Source organism: Candidatus Tenderia electrophaga (genome assembly GCA_001447805.1).
GTDB lineage: Bacteria > Pseudomonadota > Gammaproteobacteria > Tenderiales > Tenderiaceae > Tenderia > Tenderia electrophaga.
The window spans coordinates 3,498,830-3,518,672 of record CP013099.1 but is presented as its reverse complement, the minus strand read 5'-3'; the positions used below and the strand labels follow the sequence as shown (position 1 = coordinate 3,518,672).

The following is a 19,843-nucleotide window of genomic DNA, read 5'->3' as shown; positions in this document are numbered from 1 at the left end:
TTTCGATTGGAGCAATTAATAAATGACATTTTCCACGCGCAACCTTCTGCTCGTCAGCCTCGGCCTGATCCTCGGCGTTTCCTTAACCATAGGCCAAGGGGTTTTGGCAGAGCGCGAAGAGGCGCGCCAAATGCCGCTGCCGCTGGATGAACTGCGGACCTTTACCGAGGTCTTCGGCAAGATCAAATCGGATTACGTCGAATCCACCGAGGACGGCGACCTGCTGGAAGGCGCCATCCGCGGCATGCTCTCCGGCCTCGATCCCCACTCCACCTATTTGGACCCCGAGGCCTATAAGGAGCTCCAGGTCGGCACCAGCGGCGAGTTCGGCGGCCTGGGCATCGAAGTGGGCATGGAAGACGGTTTCGTCAAGGTTATCTCACCCATCGATGACACCCCGGCCGAACGCGCCGGCATCGAGCCCGGTGACCTTATTATTCGCATCGACGACGCGCCGGTGAAGGGACTGTCGCTTGGCGAAGCGGTGAAATTGATGCGCGGCAAACCCGGCACCAAGATCGTGCTTACCGTGGTGCGCGAAGGCGAAGACCGGCCGCTCAAAATCACCATCACCCGCGCCGTGATCAAGGTCAACAGCGTCAAATCGCGCATGCTGGAACCGGGCTTCGGCTATGTCCGCATCACCCAGTTCCAATCCAATACCGGCGAGAACCTGATCAATGCCCTGAGCGAACTCAAGCGCGACAACGAGGGCAAGCTGAAAGGCATCGTACTGGATCTGCGCAATAATCCCGGCGGGGTTCTGAACGCCGCCGTGGCGGTGTCCGACGCCTTCCTGGAAGACGGCCTGATCGTCTACACCGAAGGTCGCATCGATGATTCGGAAATGAAATTCAAGGCCACTCCCATCGACATCATGAAGGGCGCCCCCATCGTGGTGTTGGTCAACGGCGGTTCGGCCTCCGCCTCCGAGATCGTCGCCGGCGCCCTGCAGGATCACAAGCGTGCCATCATCATGGGCCACACCACCTTCGGCAAGGGCTCGGTGCAAACCATCCTGCCCATGCACAACGGCGCCGCCCTCAAACTGACCACGGCGCGTTACTACACCCCGTCCGGCCGCTCCATCCAGGCCGAAGGCATCGTGCCCGACATCCCGCTGGAAAACGTCAAGCTGGCCGAGCTTGAGCCCTCCCCCTTCGAACCCATCAAGGAGGCCAACCTGTCGCGCCATCTGGAAAACGGCGACGGTGACACGCAGGACGCCATCGAGGACGGGGCCAGCGACGCCGCAAGCGATGACGAGAAAAAAGAAGAATCCCTGGCCAAGCGCGATTACCAGCTCTATGAGGCACTCAATTTGCTGAAAGGGCTGGAGATCCTGCAAAGATAAATCTTGCGCTTCGGCCTTCGCAGACGGCGCAGACTCGCCCGCCTAGCGGGCGGGGTTGCGCTGTTGCTGTTCACCCTTTCGGCCCAGGCCGAAACGGACATCGCCGCTACAATGCGCATCAGCATCATCATCGATGACATGGGCGACCAGCGTGAAGCCGGTCTGCGCGCCCTGGACCTGCCCGGCGCCGTCACCTACGCCTTTCTGCCCCACACGCCCCACGCCCGCTCACTGGCCGAGAGCGCTCACCGACTCGGCAAAGAGGTCATGCTGCACCTGCCCATGCAGGCCATGGAATCGAACCACTTTCTCGGTCCCGGCGCCCTGACCTTGGACATGAGCAGACACCAGTTTCGCACCACCCTGCGACAAGACCTGAACGCCGTCCCCCATGTGGCCGGCATCAACAACCACATGGGCAGTCTGTTAACCCGCCACCCGGGCCACATGCAATGGCTGATGGAAGAACTGACGCAGCGCGTCGGGCTCTATTTCGTTGACAGCCGCACCACTCACCATAGCGTGGCCGCTCAACTGGCCCGGGAACACAACATCCCCGCGCGCCAGCGCGATGTGTTTCTGGATGATGACCCCAGCCCCGACGCCATCCTCCATCAGTTCAAACGCCTGATCAACAAGGCGGTCCGCCAGGGCAGCGCCATCGGTATCGGTCACCCCTATGACAGCACGCTGACGGTATTGAGCGTGATGATCCCGCAACTGGCCCGGGCCGGTATTGCACTGGTACCGGTCAGCACGCTGCTGCAAGACAGTCCCGATACGCAGTGGGCACGGCCCGCGGGCGCGCCACCCGGTCCGCTGGTTTACAACACCTCCGGGTTATCGGAAAGCGCCGGCGACAACACCCCCTAAACCACCCTCCCCCGGCACTTGCGCCGATTTCTTTAATATTGGCACACAATGTGCTAAATAATTAGCAGTGTCTTGCTGAGACACTGTAGTCATCTCTTCCTACCCTCCTTCTATAGGGCACCGTCAATAAGTGCCCTATTTTTTTGTCTTCCTGCGCCATTATTTTGACTATAAAGCCAAATTATTGACATAATGTGTCAATATTTCGGCGAAAATCGGCCTCCGGAAGGGATTTGATACGCGCGGATAAAAGGCCTTAGAATCCCTCTCTACACACTCACCTTTCGACAACCCAAGGCGGACGCACCCGTGGTCGAAACGCACTATCCAGCCAAGGAACCGGCGGGAACGCTGTACACCCTCGGTCACAGCAATCGCAGCCTGGACGAGTTAATCGACCTGCTGCAGGGCGCCGCCGTGGTCCAACTGGTCGATGTGCGCAGCCACCCGAGTTCGCGCCGTTTTCCCGTATTTAACCGCAACAGTCTCAAGCTGGCACTGCAGGACGAAGGCATCGCCTACGCCTGGCTGGGTCGCGAACTGGGCGGGCGGCGCCGCGAAAAAACCGATTCGCCACATACCGCCCTGGCCAGCGACGGCTTCCGGGCCTATGCCGACCACATGGCCAGCGGCCTATTCGAGACCGGCATGACACGGCTGATAAGCCTGGCCGGCCACCAGACCGTGGCCATCATGTGCGCCGAACGCGACCCCTATCAATGTCACCGCCGCATGATCGCCGACTACCTGTGGCTACGCGACTGGCGCATCATCCATTTAATCGAAGCCAATCTCAGCTGGGAACACCGCTTCAACCCGCTGGCACGCAGCCGCGACCGACTGCCCATCTATGATCGGCTCGATCAGGAACAGCTCGATTTGAGCTTTTAAAGGAGACCCCAGCATGAGCAAAGTCCTGATACCCCTGGCACAGGGATGTGAAGAAATCGAAGCCGTGACCATGATCGATCTGCTGCGCCGCGGCCAGATCAGCGTCACCACCGCCGGGCTGGAAACTCAGCTCAGTCCGGTGAAGGCCGCGCGCGGCACCCAGCTGTTGCCCGACACCACCCTGGATGAGGCCTTGCAGGACGACTACGACATGATCGCCCTGCCCGGCGGTCTGCCCGGTGCCGATAATCTCAACGACGACGAGCGCATCATCCAGCTGGTACAGAAAATGGCGGCGGCGGACAAATACATCTGCGCCATTTGTGCCGCGCCGCGGGTATTGGCGCGCGCCGGCGTATTGGAAGGCAAACGCGCCACCAGCTATCCGGGCACCTTGGACACGATGGACATTGCCGGCATGACCTACACCGGCGCAGCCGTCACCGTCGACGGCAGGATTATCACCGGCCGCGGCCCCGGCCCGGCCATGGATTTCGCCCTGGCCCTGATCGAGGCGCTGGGCGGCACGGCCCTGAAACACTCGGTGGAACAGCCCCTGTTGCGGGATTAACCCGCAGGCGTAGACAACAAAAAAGCCGCTCAGTGAGCGGCTTAGCATACCGTCCGTGGCGGATCACGTTCCTCATCCACCCCTGTTGCTTGTTATAATGCTTCCTGCAGACCTTGATTCATCGCATTCAGCCAATCGGCTAAACATTCTACCGCAGCCTGCCACCGGGTCAAATTGGCCTCGATCTCACGCCATCTCGCCGCCGATACAAACCGGAACAGGCCGTCGCCGGCGTGGCGCATGGCATCGCGGGCCTGGAACAGCCGTACGATCTCATCCGCCGCCTCGCTGTGCTGGTTCCTGAATACCGAACCGATGCCGGCCTTGACCAGGCCGGCGGCTTCCAACCGCATCCCCAGGGCCGTTTCACAGGCCATGGTCAATTCCAGACAGGCGCGCCGGCTGCGGCCGTGGGCGATGGAGCTGGCGGCGTCACTCAATAGGCCGCGGCACAAGGCCTTGCTGAACAGTTCGCACATATAGTCATGCATATTGTTGCGTTCGGCGTAATCGGCCACCCGGCTGAGCTGCGGCGTGATCTCGATCCAATCGCGCGCGGCGCCAGAAGCGGGATCGGCATCGGCGTAAAACTGCTGATAGCGTTCGATGGCCTCAAACAAAGAATGGCGCAGACGCAGCTGCAGAAATACCAGCAGTCGCTCGACCACGGCGCGCGCGCCCTCCTCATGCACCATCTCATCACCCAGCTCACCGTCGCGCGCCACCGTGATCTCCAGCTGCGACACCGGGTAGTGCCAGCCGCCGCTGGCGGGCGGTCGGATACGTCCGAGGCGGGTAGCGGGGATCAGCCTGACCTCGGCGTCCCAGCCCTTGACGTTGACCAACATCGACACGGCGTCGCCCGTCTCCGAGCGCACCAGCAGCGGCCGCGGCAGTTTGACTGCGTATGTTGAGAACAACCACATATCCAATAATCAGACCCGTTATATTGAATTCGCTAACAAGTTCTCTGACAAGTGCAAAAAGGTTGCCAGCGCCGCCGCGGACTAATCGCGCTGCGTCCCCGAGGGCCAGTAAGATATTAATATTGCTAGCGCAATCCCCCCCAGCACCCAGCTGATCAGGGGTGCGTCGGCGAGCATGCGCGGGGCGTAACCGTCCAGCCCGAGGATGACGGCGGCAGAAACGATCAGCGCGGCGGCACTGATAGCGGCAAAACTGCGCCGGTTAGCGCTGCGCACTTCCCGGCGCAACTTGGCGATTTCATCCGAGCGCCACTGCAATTCCAGCTCGCCTTCTTCGGCGCGCTTGGCCAGGTCATGCAACAGAGTGGGCAGTCGCGGCAGGGTCTCGGCCCACAACGGCAGGTTGGCCTTGAGATTCTTGAGTAAGGCGCGGCTGCCCAGCTGCTCACTCATCCAGCGCTCGAGAAAAGGTTTGGCGGTCTGCCACAGATCGAGCTCGGGATAGAGCTGGCGCCCCAACCCCTCCACATTGAGCAGGGTCTTTTGCAACAGCACCAGCTGGGGCTGCACCTCCATATTGAAGCGGCGCGCGGCCTGGAACAGACGCATCAGCAGGTGGCCGAGCGAGATGTCCTTCAGGGGCCGCTCGAAGATAGGCTCACAGACGGTGCGAATCGCCGCCTCCATTTCGTCGATGCGGGTCCCCTTGGGCACCCAGCCCGACTCCACATGCAGCTCGGCGACACGGCGGTAGTCACGATTGAAGAAGGCGACGAAATTGCCGGCCAGATAGCGCTGGTCCTCGGCGCTGAGCGACCCCATGATACCGAAGTCCACCGCCAGGTACTTGCCCTCGGGCGAGACGAAAATATTGCCCGGGTGCATGTCAGCGTGAAAGAAGTTGTGCTTGAACACCTGGGTGAAGAAGATCTCCACGCCGCGCTCGGCGAGCAGTTTAAAATCCACGCCGCGGCGTCTGAGCACGTCCACGTTGCTCACCGGGATACCGCTGATGCGCTCCATCACCATCACGCCGCGGCGGCAATGGGGCCAGTAGATCCCGGGGATGTAAAGCAGCGGCGAGTCGATGAAATTGCGCCGCAGCTGGGAGGCGTTGCCCGCCTCGCGCATCAGGTCCAGTTCGTCGAGGATGGTCTTTTCGTATTCGCGCACCACCTCCAGCGGCCGCAGCCGGCGCCCCTGCGGCCAGTAGCGCTCGGCCAGGCCGGCGACGATGTAAAGCAGACTGACGTCGCGTTCGATGACGCGCTTGATGCCGGGTCGCACCACCTTCACCACCACCTCGCTGCCGTCCAACAGCCGCGCGGCGTGCACCTGGGCGATGGAGGCCGAGGCCAGCGGCGTCTCGTCGAACTCGGCAAATACGGCGTGGATGTCTTGTTTATAGGCCGCCTCGATCAACTGACGCGCCTGCAATCCGGGAAACGGCGGCACCCGGTCCTGCAGTTTGGCCAGTTCGTCGGCGATGTCGTCGGCCAGCAGATCACGACGGGTGGAAAGCAGCTGGCCGAATTTGACGAACAGCGGCCCCAGCTCTTCCAATGCGCGGCGGATGCGTTCGCCGCGCGTGGCATTGTCCTGGCGGAACCAGTGCGGCGGCCAGAAATAGAGCAGGAAACGCACCGGGCGGAACAGATGGGTGGCGAATACCACCTCGTCCAGGCCGTGCTTCACCAATACCCAGTTAATGTTTAATAGGCGCAGGGCCTGTTTGAATCCCATCATCCCTGTGTCTATTCCTTTGGCCGCAGCCGTGCCTGCAGGCGCTGCACGCGCTGGGTGAGCCGGTCGAGATCGGCGCGCAGTTCATCAACGGCGTCGAGCAGCGGCGCCAGCTCGGCGCGCACCACCAAGTCGCGGCTCTCTTCTTGGAAGTACTCGGCCACATCGCGGCCCAGCGTATCGCCGGCCTGGCGCCCCCAATCGATCAGGCCGCGCAGACCGTTGCCCAGCTGGTGGGCCAGCACGTCGCCGCAGACATGGGAGAGTTGTTCCTCCCAATCCAGTTTGAGACCGTCGAGAATGCGTTGAATCTTGCGCCCCAGCTGCACGTCGCCGCTCATCTCCACGCCATCGCCGAACACCTGGGTGGGATGCTCGCTCAGCCCCAGGCGCGCCAGGCTGAAGGGGGCGCCACGGAGAGTGACATCGGGCTCGCCCTCGAACACGCTTTGCACCCGTAGGCCGCTGGCGGTGGGCAGCAGGTAGAGCGTCTGTGCCAGCCCGGCGATCTCCAGGGCGACCACCCGGCCCTCGAGCCGGGTCACCCGCGCCAGGGTCTCGGGGTCCATGCGCAGACACTGGTTGAGCGCCTTTTCCAGCGCCGCGTTCGCCATCATGGGTAATACCATGGTCAGAATTTGTAGCCTCGATGCAGGGCCACAATGCCTCCACTCATGTTATGAAAATCACAGCGCTCGAAACCGGCCGCCGCCATCATGCCCTGCAATGCTTTTTGATCGGGGTGCACGCGAATGGATTCGGCCAGATAGCGATAACTGTCCGCATCATTGGCGATCAACTTGCCCATCAAAGGCAACAGCCGGAAGGAATAGGCATCGTAGACCGGCTTCAACCCCGGCGCCGTCGGCTTGGAGAACTCCAGCACCAGCAGGCGGCCGCCGGGCTTAAGGCAGCGATAGATGGCGCGCAGCGCCTGATCCTTATCGGTGACATTGCGCAGGCCGAAGGCCATGGTGACGCAGTCAAACGTGTTGTCGGGAAACGGCAGCTGCTGGGCGTCGGCCTGGACAAAACGGACATTGCCCACCACCCCCATGTCCAGCAAGCGATCGCGGCCGTTGCCGAGCATGGCGCCGTTGATGTCCGACGACACCACCTCGCCCGTGCCGCCCACCTGTTGCGCCAACTTGGCGGCCAGGTCGCCGGTGCCGGAGGCCAGATCCAGGGCGCGCTGACCCGGCTTCAAGCCGGTCATTTCCAGGGTAAAACGCTTCCACAACCGGTGGATGCCGAAGGACATGACATCGTTCATCACGTCGTACTTGTCCGCCACCGAGTCAAACACTTCACGTACCTTGCCGGCCTTCTCGGCCAGCGGCACCTCCTGGTAGCCGAAATGGGTGGTCTTGTGTTGTTCGTCACTCATGAGTCTGACTCTTCGGTTTGGACCGGCGCCGGACCGGACGCGCGGCGTTCGTGGCCGGCGGCTTTGAGGCGCTCCAGATAAGCCTGCCACATCTCATCCTGATGTTCCCCATAGCGGTGCAGCAAGCCCCAGTCGAACAAGCCCGAGTTGTGGCCATCATCGAAAAAGAGTTTCACCGCGTACTGCCCTACCGGCTCGATGGCCACGATATTGACGTCTTCCTTGCCCACCTGCAACACCTCCTGGCCCCGGCCGTGGCCGCGCACCTCGGCGGAGGGGGAATGCACGCGCAGGAACTCGCAGGGGAGTTTGAAGGTCTGGCCGTCGGCAAAGCTGATTTCCAGATAGCGTGATTTCTGATGCAGACGGATGTCGGTGGGAGCGGGCGTGTTCATGATCTATCCTCGCAAACGGTGTTATTCCCCCCTTTGGAAAAGGGGGGCAGGGGGGGATTTAACAACCTGTCGATGTTCACCACGGCTGAAATCCCCCTCAGTCCCTTTATGCCCGATCTGTGGGCGCCTTTAGACAAGGGGGAAGCTGTATGATGGCACACTGAAGACTGGGGGATGAGCGGCATTGGTTTACAGAATATAACGACTCAGATCTTCGTTCTGGGCCAGCTTATCCAATTGGGCATTGACGTAAGCCGCGTCAACGGTCAGCTGTTCGCCCGCCTTGTCCGGCGCCTCATACGAGATCAACTCGAGTAGTTTCTCCATCACCGTATGCAGGCGCCGCGCGCCGATGTTCTCGGTGCGCTCGTTGACCTGCCAGGCCACTTCGGCCAGGCGCGCGATGCCGTCCTCGGTAAAGCTGAGCGTCACCCCCTCGGTGGCCAGCAGGGCCGAGTATTGCTGGGTCAGGGAGGCATCCGGCTCGGTGAGGATACGCACGAAATCCCCCACTTCCAGGGCATCGAGCTCGACCCGGATGGGCAGCCTGCCCTGCAGCTCCGGCACCAGATCAGAGGGCCTGGAAAGATGAAACGCACCTGAGGCGATGAACAGGATGTGGTCGGTCTTGAGCATGCCATGCTTGGTGGACACGGTGGACCCCTCCACCAGCGGCAACAGATCACGCTGCACCCCTTCGCGCGAGACATCGGTGCCCGAGGTTTCGCCGCGCTTGGCGATCTTGTCCAGCTCATCGAGGAAGACGATGCCGTTCTGCTCGGCGTTCTGCAACGCCTGGGTCTTGATGTCTTCTTCATTGACCAGCTTGGCCGCTTCCTCATCGGCCAGCAGTTTAAAGGCCTCCTTGATGGGCACCTTGCGGCGCTGGGTCTTGCCCGGGCCCATGTTCTGAAAGATATTCTGCAACTGGCTGGTCATGTCTTCCATGCCCGGCGGCCCCATGATTTCCACGTTGGCAGCGGGGGCGGCCACCTCGATCTCGATCTCGCGCTCGTCCAGCTCGCCCTGGCGCAGCTTTTTACGAAACACCTGGCGTGTCGAAGAACTCTTGTCCTGGCCCTCATCGTCGTAACCGCCCCGGGGCGGTGGCAACAGGATATCCAGGATGCGTTCTTCGGCGGCCTCTTCGGCGCGGTAGCGCACCTCTTTCTTGGCCTGCTCGCGGGTCATCTTGATGGACACGTCCACCAGGTCACGGATAATGGATTCCACATCGCGGCCCACATAGCCCACCTCGGTAAACTTGGTGGCCTCCACCTTGATGAAGGGGGCCTTGGCCAGCTTAGCCAAGCGCCGGGCGATCTCGGTCTTGCCCACCCCGGTGGGACCGATCATGAGGATATTCTTGGGGGTGATCTCGTTGCGCAGCTCGGCGTCCACCTGACTGCGGCGCCAGCGATTACGCAGGGCGATGGCCACGGCGCGCTTGGCGGCCGACTGGCCAATGATATGCTTGTCCAGCTCCTGGACGATCTCTCTGGGTGTCATTGCTGACATAGCGTTATTGAACCTTTATTCAGTGGTTAATTCTTCGATGGTGAGGTTGCCGTTGGTGTAGACACAGATGTTGGCGGCGATGTTCAGCCCCTTCTCGACGATGCTGCGGGCGTCCAGCTCGGTGTTGTCCAACAGGGCGTGGGCGGCGGCCTGGGCGAAGGCGCCGCCGGAGCCGATGGCCATCAGGTCTTCCTCATGCTCGGGCTCGACCACATCGCCGTTGCCGGTAATGATGAGCGAGGCCTTGGCATCGGCCACCAGCAGCAGCGCCTCCAGGCGGCGCAGGGCGCGGTCGGTGCGCCAGTCCTTGGCCAGCTCCACGGCGGCACGCACCAGGTGGCCGGAGTGTTTCTCCAGCTTGCCCTCGAAGCGTTCAAACAGGGTAAAGGCGTCGGCGGTGCCGCCGGCGAAGCCGGCGATGACGCGCTCGTTATAGAGCCGGCGCACCTTGCGTGCGTTGCCCTTCATCACCGTATCGCCCAATGACACCTGGCCGTCGCCGCCGATCACCACCTTGCCCTTGCGGCGCACCGACAGGATGGTGGTTCCTCGATATTGCTCCACGCCAGCACTCCTTGTAATGACTCTTGGAAAAAGAGTGCCATTGTACAGCAAATGGCAAGCGCCCCGGAGACCGGCGGGCGCCGGGATTATGGCGTATAGGCGAGGATGCGGTTGCGGCCGCTGTGCTTGGCGCGGTAGAGCATGCGGTCGGCGGCTGCGCGCAGCTCGCCCACCTCGGTGAAGGCCGGACAGGCGGCGATGCCGCCGCTCAGGGTGACGTTGAAGCGCCGCTCGCCGGCGCAGTGCTCCAGCCCGGCGAAGTGCTGCCGGATCTCGTCCATCAGCTGGGTAGCCGTCGGCAGCGGGCATTCGGGCAGGATCACGGCGAATTCCTCGCCGCCGTAACGGCCGATGATATCGGTGTTGCGCAGACGTTGTTTCAACAGCCGCGCCAGACTCATGATCACCCGGTCGCCGACGGCATGGCCGTAGCTGTCGTTGACCTGCTTGAAATGATCGATATCGAGCATGACGAAGGCCAGTGCGCCGCCGTGGCGCTGCACTCTGGCCATCTCCTTGTCGAGACTCTCCATCAAGCGGCGATGATTGAGCAGGCCGGTGAGGCTGTCCTGCGACATGCGCGAGCGCAGCAGACGATAACGCTCGGCGCGCACGCCGACCGAGGCGACAAGTTCCGCGGGCTGAATCGGCTTGGTGAGAAAATCATCGCCGCCCAGGCGCAGGGCCTCGAGCTGGGCATGGCGGTCGGTCTCGGCGGACAGGAATACGATGGGCAGGCCCAGATAGGCGGGCTGCTGGCGGATCACCGCAGCCAGCTCCACGCCGCTGCAGTAGGGCATGTACATATCCATCAGCACCAACTCGGGGGCGGTGTCGCGCAGCGCATCCGAGACCTCCATGGAATCGCAGACCACGTCGGTGGCCATGCCCGCCTGCTCCAGCACCTTGGCGTAAAACTCGGCCTGGACCGGCGAGTCGTCGACAATGAGCACATGATACGGCTGTTTCTGCTCCACCGAGGTCAGCTCATCGACCATGTCCACCAACGCCTCGATGGACAACGGCTTGGTGAAATAGGCCCGGCCGCCGGCGCGCATCGCCTCCAGGCGCGCCTCGAAATCCCCATGGGAGGAAACGAAAATGGCCGGGATGGGCGCCTCCAACTCCGCGTTGATAGTCCTCACCACCTCGATACCGGCCAGACCGCCGGCCGTCAGGGTGATCTCCGCAATCATGGCCGCCGGTCGCTGCACGGCCACCGCATCTTTAAGGGCCAGCGGCGTCGCGAAGACCTGGGCGGTGTAACCGAAGTGTTCCAGTTGCCGCGCCAGACCCGCGCGCTCGGCCGCCTCTTCCTCGAGGATGTACACCACGCGCGCCTCGTGCTTGACCAAGGGCAGGGCCACGACCGGCTCCGGCTTCACATAGTCTTCGCGCTTGGCCTCGTCGACAGCGCGCCGTACCGCCTCCAGCAAGGCCTCCAGCGCCGCGAAATCACGGGCCGAGTCGACGCCTACCAACTGCCGCTCCAGGGCGCGCGCCGCCGTGCTCAGCAGCTCGCAGCCGAAGGTCGCGCCCGCGCCCGTAAGCGAATGGGCGATGCGGTGAAATTCGGACAAGGCCGCCTCATCACCGCTGGCACGCCACGTTTCCAGCCCCGCCTCCAGGGCCGCCAGGCGCTCCGGCAGTTTGGCGATAAAGTTCTCGCGCAAGGCCTCCAATTGGGCCTGGAGTTGCTTGTTGTCCACCATAGGCAGGTTTCCCGGTTGAATCGTCTTTCAAACCCTATCGGCCGGCTCAGTCAGGATTATAGAAACCTAGTTGTTCACCATCCTAGTGACACGCTGGCTTAAGCGGAGTACTCACTGCCGTGCATGGCGCGACACTTCAAGGGTCCGGACAAACGCCTCCCTTGGCGCAGCCCGCGCCCACGGCCGCACCCGATTAACGGCCTTTTTACAAAGACTTATAAACAATCGCGGGCTCTTGGCACAAGCACCTGAACGCGCCCATGGATGCGCACAAAAGCGGGGGCATAAGGGCCATCGGGGCGTATAGATTAGAGCATCGTTTATAGAGTGTAGCGGCGATCCTTATGCCCCTGTTGGCTTCGCGCTATAATTGCGACCCAAGTGGCCGGTGGGCCGATGATTTCATTCATACCTCGAAGGAGTTCAACTTATGTCCAAACTGGTAAATCCCCATGGCGGCGGTGAATTAAAGCCGCTACTGCTGGAAGGCGAGGCCCTGACGGCCGAGCTGGCGCGCGCCGAGACCCTGCCCAAGCTCAACGTCAGCTCGCGCGAAGTCGGTGACATCATCATGCTGGGCATCGGCGGCTTCACCCCCTTGGACGGTTTCATGACCCGCGCCGACTGGGAGGGCGTCTGCGACGGTATGAAGATGGCCAGCGGCCTGTTCTGGCCCATCCCCATCACCCTGTCCACCCCTCAGGCCGAGGCCGACACCCTCAAGCTGGGCGAGGACATCGCCCTGGTCGACGCCGAAAGCGGCGAGATCATGGCCACCATGACCGTCACCGAGAAATACGCCATCGATAAAGAGCACGAGTGCATGATGGTCTACAAGACCACCGACATCGAGCATCCCGGCGTAAAGATGGTCATGGAGCAGGGCGAGGTCAACCTGGCCGGCCCCGTCAAGGTGCTGTCCCAGGGCCGCTTCCCCACCGATTTCGGTGACATCTACATGACCCCGGCCGAGACCCGCAAACACTTTGAGGAAAAGGGCTGGAGCACCGTGGTGGCCTTCCAGACCCGCAACCCGCTGCACCGCTCGCACGAATACCTGGTGAAGATCGCCATCGAGATCTGCGACGGCGTCATGATCCATTCCCTGCTGGGCAAGCTCAAGCCCGGCGACATCCCCTCCGACGTACGCGTCAAGGCCATCAACTCGCTGGTGGAAAACTATTTCGTCAAGGACACCGTATTGCAATCCGGTTATCCGCTGGACATGCGCTACGCCGGTCCGCGCGAGGCCCTGCTGCACGCCCTGTTCCGCCAGAACTACGGCTGCTCGCACCTGATCGTGGGCCGCGACCACGCCGGCGTGGGTGACTACTACGGCCCCTTCGACGCCCATCACATCTTCGACGAACTGCCCGAAGGCGCCCTGGAGACCCAGCCGCTCAAGATCGACTGGACCTTCTTCTGCTACAAGTGCGGCGGCATGGCCTCCATGAAGACCTGTCCGCATGAGGCCGGCGACCGCCTGCTGCTGTCCGGCTCCAAGCTGCGCAAGCTGCTCTCCGAGGGCGACGAGGTCCCGGCCGAGTTCTCCCGTCCCGAGGTGCTGGCCATCCTGCGCGAGTACTACGAAGGCATCGCCGACGATGAAAAGGTCGAGGTCAAGCTGAGCGGTCATTCGGCCAAGTAAGCTTCACAGCCGTGGTAACAAGACAGGCCCGCAACTGCGGGCCTTTCCTTTTTGCACTTTTGCCATAATCACCTAAGCTTGATGACCATGTCCAAACTCTGTGTCTATCTGGGCGAAACACTCGGGGACTATGGCTTTCCCAACGGCCACCCCTTCGGTCCCTGGCGCATGCAGGCATTTAGCGAGGCGCTGGATCAAGCGGGCCTGGGGCCCAAGATCACATTGCGTACGCCGACCCCGGCAAGCCAAAGCGAGATTGAACGCTTCCACGACCATGCCTATGTGGAACAGGTGAAACGACAATCCGCGTCCGGAACGGGCTATCTGGACGACGGCGACACGCCCGCCTTCCCCGGTGTCTACGAGGCCGCGGCCACGGTGGTGGGCAGCTGCCTGGATGCCGTCGCACAGATCATGCGTGGCGCATGCGGCCCGGCCTTCGTGCCCATCGCCGGTTTACATCATGCCCGCCGCGACCGCGCCGCCGGCTTTTGCGTCTTCAATGATTGCGGCGTGGTAATCGAGACCCTGTTGCAGCAATACGGTCTGGCGAAAATCGCCTACGTGGACATCGACGCCCACCACGGCGACGGCGTCTACTACGGTTTCGAGCATGAGCCACGCGTGATCATCGCCGACATCCACGAAGACGGCCATTATCTCTATCCCGGCACGGGCCGCAGCGACGAAACGGGCACAGGGGCGGCCGAAAAAACCAAGCTCAACCTGCCCTTGCCGCCCAATGCCGGCGCGACTGCTTTTTTCGAGGCCTGGGGCCAAGTCGAGTCCTTCATCACGGCCGCCGAACCGGAATTCATTCTGCTGCAATGCGGCGTCGACAGCCTGGCCGGCGACCCGCTGACCCATTTGCAGTTTTCACCTCAGTGTCACCGACACGCGGCCCGGCGTCTTAACAGCTTGGCGCAACGATTCGCCCCGGGCCGTCTGCTGGCGGTGGGCGGCGGGGGCTATGAAAAGGCCAATATCCAGGCCGGCTGGACGGCGCTGGTCGAGGGTCTGCTGGACCCGGTTTAGGGCGTGGCCACGTCGACCATGTCGCGCTCCAGCGCGTCCCGGTCCCATTGCGCGAGGTCGGCCGCCGCCGCGTAGCTGCTTTGCAAAAAACCGAGCAACAACTCGTCCGGCGAGGCGGCCTGGCGCACGTCGTCGTAGGGCAGGATAAATTCGCCCAGCTGCTTGGAAAAGTAAGCCGCCGACGGGCGCACCGGCGCCTCGGCAAAGCCGTTTGGCGTGGGATAGGCATAGCTGTAAAACGCCGCGTGATCGATGCCGCCCCCACCGGGCCAGAAACCGGCGCTGCTGACCTCATGGGAATAGGCCTCGCGCGCCACCCAGTCGGGCATATTGGGAAAACCGCCGGGATGGGGCGGCGCCGGGCGGCCGGAGAAGCGCGTCACTGCCAGATCGAAACTGCCCCAGAAAAAATGCACCGGGCTGCACTTGCCCAAGAAGCGCGCGCGAAATTCCTTAAACACCCGATCCACCTGTACCAGGGCGCGCCAGAAGCGCGTCACGGACTCAGCATCGTAGTGATCATGCGTCGTATCCTGATCGAAGCGGATGGCATCGGGTATTTCGTTAGGCATGGGATTGATGCGGATGTCCAAGCCCAGCTCGCCCAGCGTCGCCATCAGCGCTCGGTAAAAGTCCGCCACCGATTGCGGCCGCAGCGGCACACGCCGGCTCAAACAATCGCTGCTGTGGATGAGCAGCGCGTGATCGATGAAATCGAAGTCGATCTGAAACGCCGAACCGCCATAGGGAATCGGCGACGTGCTCAAGCCGCGCCCGCTGACATACAGCGGCACATGCCAGGAGTGGTTGATCCACGGCGTTTGCGCCAAGCGGATCTTACCGACGATTTGGGTCCACAAATGCAGCGTGGCGCAGGTATCGCGCCAGGCCGCGAAGGGCAGTTCGGGCCAGTCATTGCTGATGGATCGATTCGCTTGTGCCATGTTCCCCTCCCCTGCCGGGCTGCCGCTTATAGATTCTCGCAGCCGCCGCCCACCGGGCACCATGACTTGCCGCCCAGTTCCTCACACTCTGCCTTGGTAGACGAATTTTTGAGCAGATTTCCGACCCCGCCCTTTTGCGACCAGCATTGACCGCTGTCGGCCATCATCTGGCCGTCATTCCCGTTACGGCCATTGCTGCACCCGCCCAGCGCCAAGACGGTGAAGATCACGACGAAAAACAGTCCCCGATTGGTTATTCTGATTTGCATGTTGTTCATCGTTTGTTCTCCTTAGTTTAGATGTCACGAAATCGACAGCCAAGATCCTGCTGTCGACGAAGTAACTATAGAACGCTCGACGACAGTTACCAGGCCGCCGCAAAAAAACGGCACACCTGCTCACCGAGAATGACGTGACGGCATATTCAGCGGACAACACAGGCTGCACCACGGTGCACGCCTGCATAGCTCATATGCGCGCGCTATAATGCGACACGCGCTCGGGGACATGTCATGCTTTATTATCTACTCGCCCACCTGGTCATGCTGCTGCACTTCGGCTTTATTCTGTTTGCGGTCTTGGGAGCGCTGTGGGTGGCGCGCCGGCCGCGACTGGCGTGGTTGCATCTACCGGCGGTGATGTGGGCGGCGGCCATCGAATTTTACGGCGGCGTGTGTCCGTTAACACCCCTGGAAAACCGGCTGCGGCGCATGGGCGGGGCGGCCGAGTATGAAGAGAGCTTTATCGAACATTATCTCGCGGCCGTCATCTATCCCGCCCATCTCACCGGCACCCTGCAGATCGCGCTGGGGCTTGGCGTGCTGATCATCAATGTCGCGCTCTACGCCTGGATCATTAAACGCCGTCGACATAGCGCTGGAAAAACTCATCCAGCCCACGTCGATAATAATCGATCCCGCTGACATAAATAGCGTCGTTATGACCGCCCTTGAGCGGCAAAAACTGCTTGGGCTCATTGGCGGCCTGGAACAGTCGCCGCCCGTGACTGTAGGGAATGATTTCATCGTCACGACTGTGCACGATCAACAGCGGCGCCTGAATCCTTGGCAGACGCTCAAGGGTATTGTAACTAAAACGGCTGAGAAGCCGCACCGGCAACAGCGGATAGAGTTGGGCGGCCACGTCGGGCACCGAGGTAAAGCTGGACTCCAGCACCAGCGCCGCGGGCGTATGGCGATCGGCCAACTGGGCCGCCACCGCCGCCCCCAGTGAACGCCCCATGATGACAATCTCGTCCGCTGCATAGTCCCGCGCGCGCAGATATTGCCAGGCGGCCTCGGCGTCATGATATGTGCCTTGTTCGGAAGGCTCGCCGTCACTGCGGCCATAACCGCGATAATCGAAGATCAACACGGCGAAGCCCAATTCGTTTAATAGTTCAAGCGTGGCAAGACGATCGGCGATGGTGCCGGCATTACCATGACAAAACAAGATGACGCCGCGCGCTTGCCGCGCCGGCACATACCAGGCGTGCAATTGCAGCGCATCGTCCGTGACCAGTTGCAGTTCCTCGTACACAAGCCCGGCGTCGGCCGGCGTAGCCTGCTTGTTTGCGCCACCGTAACCGGGCAGGTACAACATGCCGCTCTGGTTGAAATAGAGATACAAGCACATGAGCGCATAGGCGCTCAGCAGCACGAACACCAAATTGCCGGCGCTACGCCATATCCCGGACATAGTCATGGTTTCCATCCTTGTCTCCCGGCTTTTAAAGTCCGCCTTTCGCAACCCGATACCCTATAGCGCAAACACTGGCGGCGCTTGCAACGAAGTCCTATCATTAGGTAAAAGCAAGAATAATAAAACCCACCCAGTAACAGAGAGAGAACCCCATGCAACTGCCTTTGCAAATCACCTTTCGTCACATGGAAAAATCCGAGGCCATGGAGGCCGCCATCCGCAAGCGTGCGGAGCAGCTGGACCAGTTTCACGACAAGATCATGAGCTGCCGTGTGGTGGTCGAACCCAAGCATCAAAACAAACACAAGGGCAATCTGTTTCAGATCCGCATCGATCTCACCACGCCGCCGAGCAAGGAGCTGGTGGTGAGCCGTGAGTCCGACCTGCACCAGGCCCATGAAGATGCCTACGTGGCGGTGCGCGACGCCTTCGACGCCATGCGGCGCCAACTGGAGGCGCACCATCGTCGCCAGAAGGGCAAGGTCAAGACGCACGAAGTGCCGCCCCACGGCCGCGTCAGCCAATTGGTGCCGGAAGAGGATTACGGCCGTATCGAGACCCCGCTGGGACGCGATATCTATTTTCACCGCAACAGCCTGGTCAACGGCGAGTTCGACAAGCTGGAGATCGGTACCGAAGTCCGCTTCAACGAAGAAGACGGCGAAATGGGCCCCAAGGCCACCAGCGTCAGCCTGATCGGCAAACACCATATCGTCGGCTGAGCCTTGTCAATCCGGCCCGCCAAGCCCGCTGCGCGCGGGCTTTTTTTTCGTCGGGCTAGAGCAACACGAACAAGGCGCGGTTGGCGCGGCGGATATTGAGCAGCACCCGGTTGGGCGATTGCTGCAGGGCCTGAATCATGGCCTCACGACTGGTCACCTGCCGGCGGTTGACCGAGACAATGACATCGCCCTTGCGCAGACCGGCGCGCCAGGTGTAACTGCCCGGCGCCACGTCCAACACCAACAGGCCGTCGACCTTGCCATAGAGCGGTGAATCCTCGCCGATATCGCCCAACAGCAAACCCTCCAGGCGCGGGCTCAGCTGCCGTCCCTCGAACTGTTGCTGGGCCGGGGCGTCGATCTTGGCGCGCACGCGCTCGAGCCGGCCGGCGCGCATTACCTCCAACTCCACCTCGGCGCCGGCCCGCAGCACCCCCAGGGCGTTGCGCAGGTCGGCGGTGTCTTCCACCTCACGGCCGTCGATGCCGACCACCACGTCGCCCACCTTGAGGCCGGCGCGATCGGCGGCGGCGCCCGGCTCCACACTGGAGATCAACACGCCCTTGCTGATATCGAGATCGAAGGCCTTGGCCAGGGCGCTGTTGAGGGTCTGACCCGACACCCCGAGGCGGCCGCGGCGGATCTCGCCGAAGGCCACCAGCTGTTCCATCAGGGCGCGCGCCATGTTGGCGGGAATGGCAAAGCCGATGCCCACATTGCCGCCGCCCGGGGCGACGATGGCGGTATTGATGCCCACCAGTTCGCCGCGCAGGTTGATCAAGGCGCCGCCCGAGTTACCGGGATTGATGGAGGCGTCGGTCTGGATGAAGTCCTCGTAACCTTCGATACCCAGCCCGCTGCGCCCCAGCGCACTGACGATGCCCGAGGTGACGGTCTGGCCCAGGCCGAAGGGATTGCCGATGGCGACCACGAAGTCGCCCACCTGCAGCACATCGGAATCGGCCATGGGCAGGGCGGTGAGCCCCTCGGCGGGAATCTGCACCACGGCCACGTCGGCCTCGGGATCAGCCCCCACCAACTCCGCCGCCAGCACCCGCCCGTCGAGCAATTGCACACTGATCTCGCTCGCCTTGCCCACCACGTGGTTGTTGGTGAGCACGTAACCGTTCTCGGCGTCGACGATCACACCGGAGCCCAGGCTCTGACTGCGGCGCTGGCGCGGCTGGCGCTCCGGCAGGCCGAAGAAACGGCGAAAAAAGGGGTCCTGCAGCAAGGGGTTGTCGCGCTCGGCCACATAGCTCTGGGTGGAGATATTGACCACTGCGGGGGTGACCTGCTTGAGCAGCGGCGCCAGGGTGGGCAGGGGCCGGCCCTGACTGTCCTGCGCCGGCAGGGCGGCCTGGACCAGAGACACACACAGGATGGCAAGCAGCGGCACCAGGGTCCCTTTCATCGCGAGCTGTTTCACTATTCCTCCTTTGTCGGTGAAGCGCGATACGCGCTAAAAGACACAAGATATGGGGTTTCGTTCGCGCCGCACGTCGCATGCCATGCGCCGGACATTGGCATCATAAAACATCCGCTTATCCACAGGGCCGCCAGCCGGATGGCGTGCCTAAGCCCTTGATTGGCTGAAATTATCCAAATATAGAAACACAATATATTGTGTTTGGCATATTTTATCCACAGCCTATCCAGAACCCTGTCCACCGCTTTCGGAAACAGAAAAATATACATAACATAATGTTTTAATTGTATTTAAAATAAAATTCAGCAAAGCAGTTGACAATAGGTCGAGCAGCGCATAAATTTCTTGGATACCACAACATCTTGTGGTCACCCCCTCAGAAGGTCAGCAGGGCATCCGAACATCTCCCCCATCGCCACGGTGGGTTGGA

The 19,843-nt window shown here is 61.8% G+C and carries 20 protein-coding genes and 1 pseudogene; 7 read left to right on the top strand and 14 right to left on the bottom strand.

The window, feature by feature from the left end:
- The first annotated feature begins 22 nt into the window (after positions 1-22).
- The 4 genes and pseudogenes from Tel_16090 to Tel_16075 all read left to right on the top strand — a co-directional run bounded on the left by Tel_16090 (position 23) and on the right by Tel_16075 (position 3,689).
- Entirely contained in the window at positions 23-1,354 is a 1,332-nt protein-coding gene (locus Tel_16090) for a peptidase S41 (protein ALP54547.1), read from the top strand.
- Between the two features lie 60 nt (positions 1,355-1,414).
- A pseudogene (locus Tel_16085) lies at positions 1,415-2,122 on the top strand (hypothetical protein).
- 414 nt (positions 2,123-2,536) lie between these two features.
- Positions 2,537-3,118 carry a hypothetical protein gene (locus tag Tel_16080; protein ALP54546.1) on the top strand — a complete coding sequence of 194 codons (582 nt, stop codon included), beginning with the start codon at positions 2,537-2,539 and terminating at the stop codon, positions 3,116-3,118.
- Positions 3,119-3,131: 13 nt separating this feature from the next.
- A complete protein-coding gene (locus tag Tel_16075) occupies positions 3,132-3,689 on the top strand; it encodes a 4-methyl-5(B-hydroxyethyl)-thiazole monophosphate biosynthesis protein (GenBank protein ID ALP54545.1) in 558 nt (185 codons plus the stop codon).
- A gap of 92 nt (positions 3,690-3,781) precedes the next feature.
- On the opposite strand, the gene Tel_16070 is transcribed toward Tel_16075, so the two are convergent.
- From Tel_16070 to Tel_16035, 8 genes are all read right to left on the bottom strand, one after another.
- Positions 3,782-4,615 (bottom strand): hypothetical protein, encoded by an 834-nt coding sequence (locus Tel_16070; protein ALP54544.1) that lies wholly within the window; start codon positions 4,613-4,615, stop codon positions 3,782-3,784.
- Between the two features lie 81 nt (positions 4,616-4,696).
- Complete coding sequence (locus Tel_16065; protein ID ALP54543.1) at positions 4,697-6,361, bottom strand: ubiquinone biosynthesis protein UbiB; 1,665 nt, start codon at positions 6,359-6,361, stop codon at positions 4,697-4,699.
- An 8-nt stretch (positions 6,362-6,369) separates the two neighbouring features.
- Positions 6,370-6,987 (bottom strand): hypothetical protein, encoded by a 618-nt coding sequence (locus tag Tel_16060; GenBank protein ID ALP54542.1) that lies wholly within the window; start codon positions 6,985-6,987, stop codon positions 6,370-6,372.
- Between the two features lie 2 nt (positions 6,988-6,989).
- Entirely contained in the window at positions 6,990-7,745 is a 756-nt protein-coding gene (gene ubiE / locus Tel_16055; protein ID ALP54541.1) for a ubiquinone biosynthesis methyltransferase UbiE, read from the bottom strand.
- Positions 7,742-8,143, bottom strand: coding sequence for a 1-(5-phosphoribosyl)-5-[(5-phosphoribosylamino)methylideneamino] imidazole-4-carboxamide isomerase (locus tag Tel_16050; GenBank protein ID ALP54540.1), 402 nt, complete (start codon positions 8,141-8,143; stop codon positions 7,742-7,744). Before Tel_16050 ends, ubiE begins: the two co-directional genes overlap by 4 nt.
- Positions 8,144-8,329: 186 nt before the next feature.
- Entirely contained in the window at positions 8,330-9,658 is a 1,329-nt protein-coding gene (hslU, locus tag Tel_16045) for an ATP-dependent protease ATP-binding subunit HslU (protein ID ALP54539.1), read from the bottom strand.
- Between the two features lie 15 nt (positions 9,659-9,673).
- Positions 9,674-10,222 (bottom strand): ATP-dependent protease subunit HslV, encoded by a 549-nt coding sequence (locus Tel_16040; GenBank protein ALP54538.1) that lies wholly within the window; start codon positions 10,220-10,222, stop codon positions 9,674-9,676.
- Positions 10,223-10,308: 86 nt separating this feature from the next.
- Positions 10,309-11,934, bottom strand: coding sequence for a hypothetical protein (locus Tel_16035; GenBank protein ID ALP54537.1), 1,626 nt, complete (start codon positions 11,932-11,934; stop codon positions 10,309-10,311).
- 430 nt (positions 11,935-12,364) lie between these two features.
- Here Tel_16035 and sat point away from each other — a divergent pair, with 430 nt between their 5' ends.
- The gene (sat, locus tag Tel_16030) at positions 12,365-13,582 is read left to right on the top strand and encodes a sulfate adenylyltransferase (GenBank protein ID ALP54536.1); all 1,218 of its coding nucleotides are present in this window, start codon (positions 12,365-12,367) and stop codon (positions 13,580-13,582) included.
- An 87-nt stretch (positions 13,583-13,669) separates the two neighbouring features.
- Positions 13,670-14,617, top strand: a complete 948-nt coding sequence (locus Tel_16025; GenBank protein ALP54901.1) for a histone deacetylase — start codon at positions 13,670-13,672, stop codon at positions 14,615-14,617.
- On the opposite strand, the gene Tel_16020 is transcribed toward Tel_16025, so the two are convergent.
- The 4 genes from Tel_16020 to Tel_16005 all read right to left on the bottom strand — a co-directional run bounded on the left by Tel_16020 (position 14,614) and on the right by Tel_16005 (position 17,250).
- Positions 14,614-15,561 (bottom strand): hypothetical protein, encoded by a 948-nt coding sequence (locus tag Tel_16020; GenBank protein ALP54535.1) that lies wholly within the window; start codon positions 15,559-15,561, stop codon positions 14,614-14,616. The two genes, Tel_16025 and Tel_16020, sit on opposite strands and share 4 nt — an antisense overlap.
- Before the next feature lie 26 nt (positions 15,562-15,587).
- On the bottom strand, positions 15,588-15,839 hold the full coding sequence (locus Tel_16015; protein ALP54534.1) for a hypothetical protein: 252 nt from the start codon (positions 15,837-15,839) through the stop codon (positions 15,588-15,590).
- A 402-nt stretch (positions 15,840-16,241) separates the two neighbouring features.
- A complete protein-coding gene (locus Tel_16010; protein ID ALP54533.1) occupies positions 16,242-16,433 on the bottom strand; it encodes a hypothetical protein in 192 nt (63 codons plus the stop codon).
- On the bottom strand, positions 16,417-17,250 hold the full coding sequence (locus tag Tel_16005) for a hypothetical protein (protein ID ALP54900.1): 834 nt from the start codon (positions 17,248-17,250) through the stop codon (positions 16,417-16,419). Before Tel_16005 ends, Tel_16010 begins: the two co-directional genes overlap by 17 nt.
- A 164-nt stretch (positions 17,251-17,414) precedes the next feature.
- Between Tel_16005 and Tel_16000 the strand changes: the two genes are divergently transcribed.
- Positions 17,415-17,984: a 30S ribosomal protein S30 gene (locus Tel_16000; protein ID ALP54532.1), complete on the top strand. Its 570-nt coding sequence runs from the start codon at positions 17,415-17,417 to the stop codon at positions 17,982-17,984.
- Between the two features lie 55 nt (positions 17,985-18,039).
- Here Tel_16000 and Tel_15995 read toward each other — a convergent pair whose 3' ends face one another.
- Both Tel_15995 and Tel_15990 read right to left on the bottom strand, forming a co-directional pair.
- Positions 18,040-19,413 (bottom strand): serine endoprotease DegQ, encoded by a 1,374-nt coding sequence (locus Tel_15995; GenBank protein ALP54531.1) that lies wholly within the window; start codon positions 19,411-19,413, stop codon positions 18,040-18,042.
- Complete coding sequence (locus tag Tel_15990) at positions 19,413-19,682, bottom strand: hypothetical protein (GenBank protein ALP54530.1); 270 nt, start codon at positions 19,680-19,682, stop codon at positions 19,413-19,415. Before Tel_15990 ends, Tel_15995 begins: the two co-directional genes overlap by 1 nt.
- Positions 19,683-19,843: the final 161 nt, after the last annotated feature.